Genomic DNA, 12,745 nt, shown 5'->3' with positions numbered 1-12,745 from the left:
CGTTCATGACGTTGTCCGAGGAGGGCCGGTCGGCCGAGCGCTGGCTGCCCGTGAAGACGATGGGCACGGGCGTCTCCAGCATGAATGAGAGTGCGGCCGCCGAGAACTGCATGGTGTCGGTGCCGTGCATCACGACGACGCCGTCGGCGCCGGCCGCGATCTCCTCCTCGACGGCTTCGGCGAGATTCTGCCAGATCGTGGGCGTCATGTTCTCCGAGAGGATGTCGGCGACGACGCGGCCGCGGTAGTTTGCCCGTCCGGCCAGCTCGGGCACCGCCCGGAGCACGTCATCGGCGTCGAACTGCGCGGTGACGGCGCCGGTGCGGTAGTCCACGGTCGAGGCGATGGTGCCGCCGGTGGAGATGAGGGCGATAGTCGGCAGCCCCTCCCCGAACTCGATCTCGGACCGTTCGCCCTCGCCGGCCCCACTCCCCCCGACGTCGTAGACGTCCTGTTCCAGCACCTCGACTTCGGCGTCCTCGCGGGCGATACCGACGTTGTAGCCCCCCTCGAGTTTGACGACCAGATGCGCGGAATCCGTGGTTGGCATCAGGACGCCCTCGTCGACGATGTCCGCGTGTTCGACGCGGACGCGGTCCCCTGCGTTCATACCGCTCAGTTTCCGGCGGCCGGACTTGAAACTGCCTTCTCGGGGGCGGTGGAGTCACAGGGCGAGCCAGGCACAAGAGCCATGGTCGCGGCCCGGTCATATAGCAGTATGCAGTCGTCAGTCGAACTGGAACGCGAAACGGGAGCCGCGACCGACAGCGATGGGTCCGAGGAGCGGGACGACGCCGAGGAGTCCGGGGCCCGACTCGCCGGGCTCCGGCGCCGGCTTGCTCGCATTTTCTCGCCTCGGGCGTTTCTCCTCGCGTCGCTGTTCGTTGTCGTCGGTCTCGTTGCTGGCGGCCTGGTTGGTGGCCTGCTTCCGCTGCTTGGGACTGTCGGCCGTCTCGTCGGCGTCTTCGCAGGGACGTTCCTGTTCGGCGTCGTACGGTCGCGCCGGCAGTATCTCGAGGTGGCTCTCGCAGGCGCGATCGTCGCGGTACTGGTCGTCGTCTCTTCGAGCCTGGATGGCGCGTTCCTGCCGGTCGGGGTGTCACTGCTTCAGGAGTACGGCATCGCCATCGCGGGCGTCGGCGCCGGGAGCGGGGCGGCGACATCGCTCCTGGGCTACTACTTCGGTCGGGACCTGCGTGCCGGTCTGACGGAATCGCTGTAGCCAGTCAGGCCAGGGCCCACTTGCCGGCTTCGTCGACCTTCCGGATGAGTCCGCCCTCGACCAGCCGGTCCAGCGCCTCATCGACGGCGGCGGGGTCGGCTTTCACCTCGTCGGCGATGCTCGGAAGCGTGCCGTCGGTGGTGGCGACCGCAGAGAGCACCGCCGCGTAGAACCGCGAGTCGGCCTCGGCGCCGATGTGGCCGTTGAGCCGGTCGAGCACCTCGTTGAGCCGGCCGTCGACCCAGCGCTGGGCGAGCGAGAGCTCGTTCTCCAGCGATTCGAGCCGCTCGAACTCCTTCGCCAGCTCCTCGAGCCCCTCGCCGCCCTCCTCGTGTTCGATTTCCAGGTCGAGGTGCGGGCACCGGCCGCTCATGTCGAGGCTTCGGCTCGCCGGGTAGGCGCTTTTGGTGCCGAAGCTGTGTGGCGAGAGGCTCACCTCCAGCCGGACCGACCGGGCGATGTGGAAGTATTTCCGGCGCTGATCGTCGGTGTGGCTCTCCACGAGTCCCGCCTCTTCGAGTTTCCTGAGGTGGTCGATGACTGCCTTGGGGCTCACCCCGAGATACTCGCTGATCTCCGTGACGTAGCAGGATTTGTGGGAGAGCAACCGCAGGATGCGCCGGCGGTTCTCGTTTCCCAGAAGGTTCAGCAGTACCGCGGAGTCCATACGTACGTTTCGCAGTTGGGAGCAAAAAGGCTGTCTCACTCTTCGGCTTCACTTCAGGTAAACGCAGATTCAGCTGGACACGCCCGCTGGCGGCGGTTTAGCGACCACCAGTGCCGGCACTTTGTCCCTCGTTGACTGCTGTGAGCCGGGGAAGAAGCCACCAGGCGAGACCCAGGGCCACGAGTGTCAACGTTGTCGTCGCGGCGGCCAGCGGAACTCCCGGCTCGTAGCGAACCGGCGGGTGGTAGCCGAAGCCGTAATCGAGCACGTCGTTCGCGAACAGGAACAGCGCCGTGAGCCCCAGCGCGCGTTTGGTTGTGGCGCCGTACACCGGAATTAGTAACGCCGCAGCGACGAAGCCGAGGTGGGTGAGCAGAATCCCCCAGTAGCTGTAGAGCGCGTCGAGGCCGAACCCGATGTACAGCTCCGGATGCAGGTTCAGCGCGACAACTGTCCAGAGTCCGTACTTTACGAGACTGGCGAACGCGAGCGTGTGGAGATATGCCAGCGGACCGTTGACTGGTGCGTCGGCGACTTTGTTCCCGAGATTCGGCAACAGCGTGGCGAGCGAGAGCGCGAACAGGGCCATCGCTGTCGGCGAGTCGCCGTAGAGCGGCCAGAGAAACGTCGATATATCCGGCATCGTCTCGACGTAGTAGCGCACGCCGACGAGAAATCCCAGCCCATCGGCGACGAGCAGCCAGACCAGACTCGGCGCGTTCCCGAGATAGTACTCCGCGGCTCGGTGGGGAACGAGGTCCTCGGCGTCCATCGCTCGAAGGCTGGGACGGGGGGCGGAAAAGTGCCGCTATCGCGGCCCTCGGCTCCGGTCCCGGTGAGCGGAGAGCCAGCAGTTACCGCGAACCAAACGCCTAACCCCGGCCTGGCCGACCCAGTTTCCATGTACAGACGCGACCTGCGTGACACCGACCACGATGGCCTGCTGGCCGACATGGCGATGGCCGACCTGGCAGTCCAGGCGGCGCCGTCGCCGACAGACGACCGCATCGTCTCCGCACGGAACCGAGAGGACCAGACCGACCTCTGGCTTCATCAGCCGGATGGAACCGACCGCCGGCTCACCAGTGAGGGCGTCATGGCGATGCGCTACGGCCGCGGGGACCAGCAGTGGCTCTCGTGGTCGCCCGACGGCGACGCCGTCGCCTTCCTCAGCGCATCGGGAACCCTCTCCACCGTCGACACCGAGACGGGAGGGGTCGAGGCGCTCACCCACCACGACGGCGGCGACCTCGGCCTCGCGTGGGGCCAGTACGGCATCGCGCTGGTCACCGACGCCGTCTCGCGGGCCACGCTCACTGTTGTGGATCCCGACACCGGCAGCCTCCGTGTCGTCGCCGACGACGACTCCCTCTACAGCGACCCACGCTGGGGTGACGACGGCCTCTACGCTGTCCGCGCGCGCCACCGTGACCTGTTCGACTTCGAGTCCGCGCTCGTGCGCGTGCCGTTCGAGCACGGCGACCTCGGCGACGAGGTGGAGACACTCTACCACGAAGAGGTCGTCCGGGTTCAGAACCCGCGGCCCCATCCCGATGGCGACGGCGTCGCGTTCGTCCACGACGGGAGCGGCTACGACGAACTCTACTACGCCGACGGCGCCGCGGTCGCCGATGCGGCCGGCGCCGAGGGGTCCGTCGAGACGGAGACGCTCCACGCCGAGGCGGAGACCGAAGTCGCTGATCCCGCGTGGCATCCCGATGGTGACCGACTGGCGGCGACGGCATCTCACAAGGGTCGGGCGAACGTACGGGTGGTCCACCGCTCTGGAGATGTCGAGACGCTCTCGGATGGTGACGAGATGAACAGCGCGCCGTTCTGGCTCGACGGGCACGTCCACACCGTCCGCGGCGACCCCACGACGCCGCCGCAGGCCTGGAACGCCAGCGAGGGCGAGCCCGCGGTTTCGACCGGTTCGGTCGGCTTCGAGGAGCGCCTCGCCGAACCGACCGAGTTCAGCTTCCGCTCGGGCGGCCGCGACATCCACACGGTCGTCTACCCGCCGGTGGGCGGCTTCGGCGACGAGCCAGATTCCGTGCCGCTACTCGTCCACCCCCACGGCGGCCCGACGGCGTTCGACGATTTCGGCTGGGACTACCGCTCGCAGTATTTCGCGGCGCTTGGCTACGCCGTCGCGATGCCGAACTACCGCGGGTCGGACGGCTACGGGCGCGACCACCGGAACGCAAACGACGACGACTGGGGCGGCGGCGACCTCGACGACGTCATCGGCGCCGGCGACGCGACGGCCGACGCGTTCACCGCCGTGGACGGCGACCGAGTCGGCATCTTCGGCGGCTCCGGCGGCGGCCTGATGACGGTGAACGCGCTGGGTAACTCCGACCGATTCGACGCCGGCGCAGCGTTCTACGGCGTCTACGACTACGAGACGTTCGTCGACGACACCGACGACATCGGCTGGCAGCTGATGAAGCGCGAGCTGGGCGACCTCTCGACGGATCTGGAGAACTACCGGGAGGCCAGTCCAATCCGGCATGTCCCGGACATCGAGGACCCGGTGTTGGTGCTCCACGGGGAGGAGGACGCCCGCGTGCCGATGTCACAGTCCGAACAGCTCTGTGACGAACTCGAGAAACACGAGAAGCGCCACGAACTCCAGCGCTACGACGGCGAGCCACATGGGTTCAGCCAGCGCGGGAACGTCCTCGACGCGTACACGCGCTGTGCGGACCTGTTCGCGAAGTATCTCGGTATCGACCCGGACGACGGCGGCAGTAGCCCGCACCCACCGCGGGAGTAGGTGGCGCGGAGCGTTTCACCCACCGCGGGAGTAGGTGGCGCGGAGCGTTTCACCCACCGCGGGAGTAGGTGGCGCCGGGAGACTCCTGTGGACTCGTTCGAAATGGACGCTGCGCTGGCGAAGTAGCTATTACGCCGGCCGGCAACCGTGAGCTATGACTGACCAGCGCGACGCCGTCATCGTCGGCGGCGGCCTCGCCGGCCTCACCGCGGGGCGGGGCCTTCTCGACCACGGGCTCGACGCCGTTGTTGTCGAGGCCCGTGACAGGGTCGGTGGCAAGACGGCCTCCGAACACACCGCGGACGGTGACGTGGTCGAACTCGGCGGCCAGTGGGTGGGCGCCGACCAGACCCGCATCCGCTCGCTCGTCGAGGAGTTCGGTATCGACACCCGGCCGCAGTACGATAACGGCGCCGTTGTCGGCCGGCTCGGCGACGAGCGATGGGTCGCTGAGAGCTACGACGAACTCCTCCGGTCGATATCCGACAAGGCGGAGACGGAACTGTTCGCCGCCTTCGACGAGATCGAGCGCTGTGTCGAGCAGGTACCCCGTGAGACCCCACAAGCGGCGCCGGCGGCCGAGCGGTGGGACGAAACGACGCTCCAGTCCTGGATCGACGATTGGTTCGACACGCCAGAGGCCACGGCGGCCTTCGAACGGATGATCCCGGGCATCTACACCGCCGAGCCCGGTGAGCTGTCGTTCCTCTTTTTTTGCTACTACGCTCGGACCGCCGGTGGGTTCGACATGGTGGCCGGCCTGAACCACGACTCGGATTCCCACGCAGAGGTTGTCGTCGATGTGCAGTCCATCGCAAAGTCATTGGGCGAGGAACTCGGTGAAGCGCTCCGCCTGAACCGGCCCGTCCGCCGCATCGAACAGGACGACGACGGCGTGACCGTCCGCACACCCGAGCAGGACTACCGTGCGGACTACGCCGTGGTGGCGCTTCCGCCGACGCTCGCCGGCCGGCTCTCCTACGACCCGCCGTTGCCCCCGGGTCGGGACGAACTCAGCCAGCGGATGCCCAACGGCGCGGTGGTGAAGTGCCTCCTGGGCTACGAGGCCCCGTTCTGGCGTGCGGGCGGCTATTCGGGATTCGCCGAAGACAATGCCGGCCCGGCCCACTACTACTTCGACGACGGCGAGCCGGACGGGGAGACGGGGCGCCTGGTCGGGTTCATCTGTGGGGACGCGGCGCGGCAGTGGGCCTCACGGGACCGCGAGGCGCGGCGCGCGGCCCTCACCGAGCAGCTGGTCTCGCTGTTCGAGGACGAGCGCTTGGCCGCGCCGGTCAACTATCTCGACCGGGCCTGGACCGGGGAGATGTACTCCCGGGGCGCGTACCACGGCTATCCGACGCCCGGGACCATCACCGCCTGCTGGGAACACATCCGTCAGCCGGTCGGTCGCATCCACTGGGCGGGCGCGGAGACGGCGACGGAGTGGTACGGCCACATGGACGGCGCCGTTCGCTCCGGCGAGCGGGCGGCCGCGGAGATACGCCGCCGGACCGAGTGACGACCCGACCCGTCAGCTCTCAGTCCGCGTCCAGTGCCGCCTGCACTCGCGAGAGCATCTGGTCGACCCGGTTACTGGCCAGCGGCCCGAGCTTCTCGGGAAGCCTCTTGCTCCGCTCGACTGCCGCCTGCACGGCGACCAACCGTTTTCCGAGCGCCTCGAGTCGCCTGTCGGCCTGCACCGTCTTGCCTACTCTCGCGTTCTCGCGGGCCGCAACGGCGACGAGCAGCGAGGCATCGATGGACTTGAGCACGCCGGTGAACCCCGTTCCGGCCGGGTCGACAGGGGTGTCGGTCCCCGTTTGGGTCGCTGTCACGTCCGAGTCGGTGGGCGTTTCAGTCGCTTCCTCAGTCGCTGTCGCGCCCGAGTCTGTGGACGATTCCGTCGTTTCCGTCCCGGTCACCGTCCCCTCGGACTCAGTGGCCGTCGCCTCCGCAGTTGCGGTGGCCGTACTCGTCGGTGTCTCCGTGTCCCTCTCGCGATCTGTCTCGGTTTGGTTCGTTCCGGTAGGCCGGTCGGTTCTGAGCACCGTCTCGAGTTCCTCCTCGACGTTCTCGACGATATCGCCGGCGTTTTTCTCCGCCGCCGAGACCGCGTTCCTGACCACAGCGTCCGTGACGTCCTGCCCGGTCGGCACGTCGTCGATGCCCCGAGGAGTGCCGTCCTCGAAGACGGCCGCCTGTCCGCGGGTCACGACGAGGAACCGGACGAGGTAGTCCGCGAGCGGGGCTTTTCCCGTCTCGATGCGGTCGAGGCCGATCGTCTCGTCGTCGGCGTTCGGGTTCACCCGGCGTGCGCCCCGGTTTCCGTTCTCGTCACGCACCTCGGTAGTGTAGGCACCGTCGCGGTGGGCGTAGATGCCGAACGTGCCTTCCTCACCCGGCGGTTTGGCGTCGTAGAACGTGCCGGCGAAGTCGTCGTCGAACGAGAGCGCGTCCAGCGCCGAGCCGTCGGCGGTTTCGCCCTCGACTTTCACGGCCTCCTCGTTCGACGCCATCGGTACCTCGCCCGCGACGCCGACGCGCGTGTCGCTCTCGCCGTCGACGGTCAGCGACTGGCCATAGGGCGCCATCCCCGCGCCGTTGACAGTGAAGCGGTGCTCGCCCTCCGGCGGGTCTTCGATGGCGATGAAACCGGTGAACGAGGGGACGGCTTCCGGTTCGCTCTCCAGCAGTGCTACCATCTCGATGGAGGGACCGAGCAGCGAGACGCCGTTGGAGCCGGGCGCGTCGTCGGAGCCGGTCGCTTCCCGGACGGCGCCCAGGATTCGGCTCGCGCTACCGCCCTCGTTGATTGGTTCGTACCGTTCAGCGAGCGCTGCGCGATGCTGTGGATCGCTGATGTCTGTCGTCGGCTTCGTAAACCGGTCCTGGTCCCACGGGACGCCTGGCGTACTGAGATGTTTCGAGAAGGCGTCCTCGGCGAACTCCGGCACGCGGAAGCTGAAGCTGAGTGTGGGGCCGGTGAACCCGTCGATATCGCGGACTTCGTCGATGTGCACGAGTTCGTACTGCACATCGCCCTCGACGTCCGCGCGTGCGCCCGGAACGAACGAGTAGTCTCCCTCGCGCTTTGGAATGCTCTCGGGCGGGCTCGCGAGCGCGTCGTAGGACTCCACCGATATGTCTGCGGGGAGCAGATCCCCGGGCTGGAGGTTGGGGAGCTGATCGTGAGACGGTAGTGGTTCGCCCTCCAGTTCCGGAACGGCAAAGGGGAGATTCAGCCCCTCGTCCCGCGGCAGGCCGTAGGCAAGCGGGAGCGAGGACTCTCCCGCGATAATCTCCACGGGGTTGTTGCTGATGTCTGCCGCCAGGTCGCCGAGGCTCGTCCGCTGGAACGTCGAGGGTTGGGCGTTCAGCCCGAGCGTACTGGAGTGTGAGCCCACCTCACTGATGATGGCGGCGGGCTTGACAGGGGGGTCGATATACTCGTTGTTTGGAATCTTGCGCGAGTGCGCAGACGCGACCAACAGGACGGGTACGCCCGGCTCGGAGTCGTCTTCGCCCGCGGTTCCGGATGCTGTCGACGCATCGGCCTCGGTGCTGGTCTCCGCTCCGTCGCTCGACCCCTCGGCGCTCATCGACCGGTCGACGTACACGTGAAGCACCTCCCAGTCGTGCCAGTGGAAGTTGGTAGTGAACTGGTCGAACGCCGAGTAGAACCAGTACTGGACGCAGGCGAGCGGGGAGTCGGGATACTCCAGCACCTGGTAGAACGTCATCGGGTTCGGGGGTGCCTCCGCCTCTCGCATGTCGGAGCTGTAGCCGTCGAGGGCGTCGAAGCCGGTGACGAGGCGCTCACCGTCTTGCTCGCTCGCGTACGACCGTGGGTCGGTCGGGAACCAGCGCTCGCGCGTTCCGAAGTAGAGCGTCGGTGCGTGGGCCTCGGCGAGTCGCCGGGACTCGTCCTCGTCTTCGAGGCGCTGGGTGCCAGCCGCTGGGTCGTCCTCGTTCAGCAGGTAGCTTCCGCCCGCGACGGCACCGGCGCTGCCTGCGAGGAGGGCGAGGAGTTGGCGGCGGCTCAGATCCGGGACGTTGGAGAGCACGGGGATGTTGTGGAGTAGTTCCCAACCAACACCCAAGGTTCTGTCGGCTCTCCGTCTCTCGAACTGTCACGAAGCAGCGCCACCGAAGCCGTGATACCGCCGCCACTCGACCTGGTAGCCATGAAGGCTGCACTCGTGATCCTCGACGGCTGGGGGCTCGCCCCAGACGACCAGCAGGGTCGTGACGCCGTCGGCACCGCCGCGACGCCGAACTTCGACCGCCTCCGGGAGAAGGGTGCGTACGGGACGATGATCGCCCACGGTCGGCGTGTCGGCCTCCCGGAGGACCAGATGGGTAACAGCGAGGTGGGCCACGTCAACATCGGCGCCGGTCGGGTGGTTCGCCAGCCCTACACCCGCATCAACGACGCCATCGCCGACGGCTCGATTGCGGAGAACGAAGCCATCGTCGACGCCCTCGACCACGCCGCTGCGAACGACGGCCGCATCCACTTTTTCGGACTCGTGAGCGACGGTGGGGTGCACTCGGACCAGGCGCATCTCCATGCGCTCATCGAACTCGCGGCCGACCACGGCGTCGACGCCGTCACGCACGCGTTCACCGACGGGCGGGACACGCCGCCGAAAAGCGCCGTCGACTATCTCGAAACGCTCGAAACCGTCATCGAGCGGGCAGGAACGGGCGAGATCGTGACAGTCTCCGGGCGCTACTACGCGATGGACCGGGACCACAACTGGGAGCGGACGCGGGAGACCTACGACGCGATCGTAAACCGTGAGGCACGATATAAAACCGACTCAGCGGTGGCCGCGGTCGAGGAGAGCTACGCTCGTGGGGAAACGGACGAGTTCGTCCAACCGACGACGGTGGCCGGGGAACCGGCGCTGCAGGACGGCGACAGCGCGTTCGCGTTCAACTTCCGAGCTGACCGGACCCGCCAGCTCTGCCGGCTGCTCGCCGGAATCAATACCGAGGGCTGGCCGTTCGTCCTCGACCGGCCCGACGTTCATCTGGCGACGATGACCCGCTACGAGGAGACGTACCCGTTCTCAGTCGCGTTCCCGCCGAAGGACCCCGAGCAGCCGTTCGGCGAGCTGCTCTCGAACGCCGGCATGTCCCAACTCCGGGTCGCCGAGAGCGAGAAGGCGCCACACGTGACCTATTTCTTCAACGGTGGACGGGAGGAGCCGTTCGACGGCGAGGAGCGCCGTATCGTGCCGTCCCCGGATGTAGCGACCTACGACCTCCAGCCGAAGATGTCGGCGCCGGAGGTGACAGACGCCGCTGTCGCTGCTGTCGTCGATGCCGAGCGTGACCCGGACGTGCTTGTGTTGAACTACGCCAACCCGGATATGGTGGGCCACACCGGCGATTTCGACGCCGCCGTCGAGGCTGTCGAAGCAGTGGACACGGAACTCGGTCGGCTCGCGGAGGCCGCGCAAGCGGTGGGGAGCCACCTGCTCGTCACCGCCGACCACGGGAACGCAGACGACATGGGGACGCCGGAGTCCCCCCACACAGCTCACACGTTCAACCCGGTGCCGCTCATCTACGTCTCGGCCGAAGGCGACGACGCCGGCCTGTCCATCCGTGACGGTGGCTCGCTTCCGGACGTGGCGCCGACGCTGCTCTTGCTGCTCGGGATGGCCCAACCCGAGGTGATGACCGGTGAGACGCTGCTGCAGTAGTTTGTGTGTCCCATGTAGGACAGTCGTCTCTCAGAGCGCCGATTCCTGTGTTGCGTGCCGGTACACCGGCCCCGCGAGGAGCAGGAGCCCGACTAGCGCAGCTGCGACGGCCAACTGCGGGCTCACCACGGCACCGAGCCCCTCTGCGAGCACTGTCTGGATCGACTCGCCGGCGACAATCCCCGCGAAGGCCCACGGGAGTTCGCCGATGGCGGTCCCGAGCGCGAACGCCCGGAGGGGGACGCCCGCGAGTCCAGCCGCGAACGACACCACGTCGGAGGGGGCCGGGAAGAGCCGGCTGATGACGACGCTCCGCAGGTCGCCAGTGACGTCGACGGCCCGCTCGCCGGCGTCAGCGAACCGCCCGCCTGTGTTCGAGCGTCGGCCGAGCAGAAAGAGGGGAACGCTGGTGAGGACGATGAGGGCAAGCGCGAGCGGCAGCCCGCCAATTCCCCAGCCGTAGCCGACGACGACGGCGAGCAGAGTCGTCGGCCATGCCAGAAACGGCCGAACTGCTGCGAGTAGTACGAGCGCGCCAACGAATCGGACCGGGTCGGCAGCGAGCCACGTCACTCGCCCGAGCAGCCACTGCGGCGAGGTGAGGAGCGCACCCACGGCAACGACGAGGAGAAGCGCGAGTCCGGCGCCCAACCGATGACGTCGCTGCATAGCGTCCCTCCTCAGTCGAGCGGAATGGGGTTTGTGGTCCAATGCAGGACCGTATTGAATATCTTTGTTTGCGGAGCGACCGAAGGGAGCGAATCGGTTGGGAGGGTGGGGGCGATGCTGTCGGGCAGGGGCTGTCACGGTGTTGTTGGCCCTTCTGTTGTCGCTTTTCAGTAACTGCGACACGAACTAGTAGAACAGTTCACAGGAAATCGCGATTGCTCCACCGGATCAGACGAGGACCGAGAGACACACAAGTGCCCGTCACCCACCTCCCCCAATGAGCGAGATCGATGTGGAGGCCGTCGACTCCGTCGACGAGGGGGAGTCAGTCGAGGTCGAGGACGCTGCGTCGACCGAGGAGGCTACCGAAATCGAGGCACCCCAGGAGGCCAGCCTCCCAGCGGGTGTCGACGCACCCGAGTACGTGCTCTATGGTGGGAAAGGCGGCGTCGGGAAGACCACGTGCGCGGCGGCGACCGCGCTTGCGTCGGCGGCAGACGGGACTCGCACGCTCGTCGTCTCGACTGATCCCGCCCACTCGCTATCGGACACCCTCGATGTCGACGTGCCGTCCCAGCCGGGTCGCATCCGCGAGGAGATTCCGCTCTGGGGCGTCGAAATCGACCCCGACGCGGCCATGGAGGGGGGGATGTTCGCGGCCCAGCAGGACGAGGGACCGGTGGGCGACATCGCGGGGATGCTCGGTGATGGCGGAATGGAGTCGCTGCTTGGGGGGACGATGCCCGGCGCCGACGAGGCCGCCGCGATGCAGAAGCTCATCGAGCATATGGACGATCCGCGATTCGACCGTGTGATCGTCGACACCGCGCCGACGGGTCACACCCTCCGCCTGCTGCAGCTTCCGGAGATGCTCGATACGATGGTCGGCCGCATCATGAAGCTCCGGCAGCGCTTCTCCGGGATGATGGATGGCGTGAAGGGGATGTTCGGCGGCGGCGACGAGGGCCGGAGCCAGGAGACGCCGGAACTGGACGAACTCAAGGAGCGAATCGAACGCCTCCGGACGCTGCTACGCGATCCTGCGCGGACGGATTTCCGAGTCGTGATGGTGCCCGAGGAGATGAGCGTTACCGAGTCCGAGCGGCTGGTCGAGCGCCTCGACGAGTTCGAGATTCCGGTGAGCACACTCGTCGTCAACCGGGTGATGGAGGATCCACAGGAGATCGCCGACCTCACCGATGTGGACGAGTCGTGGCTCGCGACGCCGAACCTGGAGGACTGTGAGTTCTGCCAGCGCCGGTGGAGCGTCCAGCAGGACGCGCTGGGTCGGGCGACGAAGCTGTTCCGGGACCGCGACGTAAAACGGGTGCCGCTCCTGGCCGACGAGGTGCGTGGCGAGGAGGCGCTCCGTGTTGTGGCCGCGTGTCTGGACTGACCGAGGTGGGGAAACGCCGCGAGCGAAGCGAGTGGCGGCAACCCACCTCGGTACCGCGAACGGGGAGTGGAGGGACCCGTGAGCGAGCGGTTGGCGTGGATGGAAACGCCGCGAGCGAAGCGAGATTCTCCGGCCTCATAGTGATTACTGCGAACAGTGTCGTCGACGGTGTCGAACGCCGCCGGTCCAGGGGCTCCCATCACCGACACGGATGGTCACGGCGGGACAGACTCGCAGTACTCACTATCAGGCGACCCGATTCCGAATGAACCGCATCGCGGCGTCTCGGAGCCGG

At 67.4% G+C, this 12,745-nt stretch carries 10 protein-coding genes; 5 read left to right on the top strand and 5 right to left on the bottom strand.

All coding sequences use genetic code 11. The annotated features are described in order from the left end of the window. Window positions 1-610: asparaginase domain-containing protein (locus V5A38_RS12000; RefSeq protein ID WP_332326000.1), on the bottom strand; the 610-nt coding region annotated here is incomplete at its 3' end. 108 nt (window positions 611-718) lie between these two features. On the opposite strand from V5A38_RS12000, the gene V5A38_RS11995 reads away from it, so the two are divergent. Beyond that, entirely contained in the window at window positions 719-1,222 is a 504-nt protein-coding gene (locus V5A38_RS11995; protein WP_332325999.1) for a hypothetical protein, read from the top strand. Between the two features lie 4 nt (window positions 1,223-1,226). On the opposite strand, the gene V5A38_RS11990 is transcribed toward V5A38_RS11995, so the two are convergent. Next, window positions 1,227-1,889 carry an ArsR family transcriptional regulator gene (locus V5A38_RS11990; RefSeq protein WP_332325998.1) on the bottom strand — a complete coding sequence of 221 codons (663 nt, stop codon included), beginning with the start codon at window positions 1,887-1,889 and terminating at the stop codon, window positions 1,227-1,229. Between the two features lie 97 nt (window positions 1,890-1,986). Beyond that, window positions 1,987-2,661, bottom strand: a complete 675-nt coding sequence (locus V5A38_RS11985; protein WP_332325997.1) for a DUF1405 domain-containing protein — start codon at window positions 2,659-2,661, stop codon at window positions 1,987-1,989. A gap of 129 nt (window positions 2,662-2,790) precedes the next feature. Between V5A38_RS11985 and V5A38_RS11980 the strand changes: the two genes are divergently transcribed. Both V5A38_RS11980 and V5A38_RS11975 read left to right on the top strand, forming a co-directional pair. Beyond that, window positions 2,791-4,668 (top strand): prolyl oligopeptidase family serine peptidase, encoded by a 1,878-nt coding sequence (locus tag V5A38_RS11980; RefSeq protein ID WP_332325996.1) that lies wholly within the window; start codon window positions 2,791-2,793, stop codon window positions 4,666-4,668. Between the two features lie 154 nt (window positions 4,669-4,822). Continuing rightward, complete coding sequence (locus V5A38_RS11975) at window positions 4,823-6,190, top strand: NAD(P)/FAD-dependent oxidoreductase (protein ID WP_332325995.1); 1,368 nt, start codon at window positions 4,823-4,825, stop codon at window positions 6,188-6,190. Between the two features lie 19 nt (window positions 6,191-6,209). Here V5A38_RS11975 and V5A38_RS11970 read toward each other — a convergent pair whose 3' ends face one another. Beyond that, window positions 6,210-8,771, bottom strand: a complete 2,562-nt coding sequence (locus V5A38_RS11970; RefSeq protein WP_332325994.1) for a hypothetical protein — start codon at window positions 8,769-8,771, stop codon at window positions 6,210-6,212. 84 nt (window positions 8,772-8,855) lie between these two features. Between V5A38_RS11970 and gpmI the strand changes: the two genes are divergently transcribed. Further along, on the top strand, window positions 8,856-10,385 hold the full coding sequence (gene gpmI / locus V5A38_RS11965) for a 2,3-bisphosphoglycerate-independent phosphoglycerate mutase (protein WP_332325993.1): 1,530 nt from the start codon (window positions 8,856-8,858) through the stop codon (window positions 10,383-10,385). 30 nt (window positions 10,386-10,415) lie between these two features. On the opposite strand, the gene V5A38_RS11960 is transcribed toward gpmI, so the two are convergent. Further along, window positions 10,416-11,054, bottom strand: coding sequence for a VTT domain-containing protein (locus tag V5A38_RS11960; protein WP_332325992.1), 639 nt, complete (start codon window positions 11,052-11,054; stop codon window positions 10,416-10,418). 277 nt (window positions 11,055-11,331) lie between these two features. On the opposite strand from V5A38_RS11960, the gene V5A38_RS11955 reads away from it, so the two are divergent. Beyond that, window positions 11,332-12,450, top strand: coding sequence for a TRC40/GET3/ArsA family transport-energizing ATPase (locus V5A38_RS11955; RefSeq protein ID WP_332325991.1), 1,119 nt, complete (start codon window positions 11,332-11,334; stop codon window positions 12,448-12,450). Window positions 12,451-12,745 lie beyond the last annotated feature (295 nt).

It is taken from the genome of Halolamina sp. (assembly GCF_036626355.1).
In the GTDB taxonomy this organism is placed as follows: Archaea; Halobacteriota; Halobacteria; order Halobacteriales; family Haloferacaceae; genus Halolamina.
Note: the sequence above shows the minus strand (reverse complement) of the source record. Positions and strands in the feature narration are given on the sequence as shown.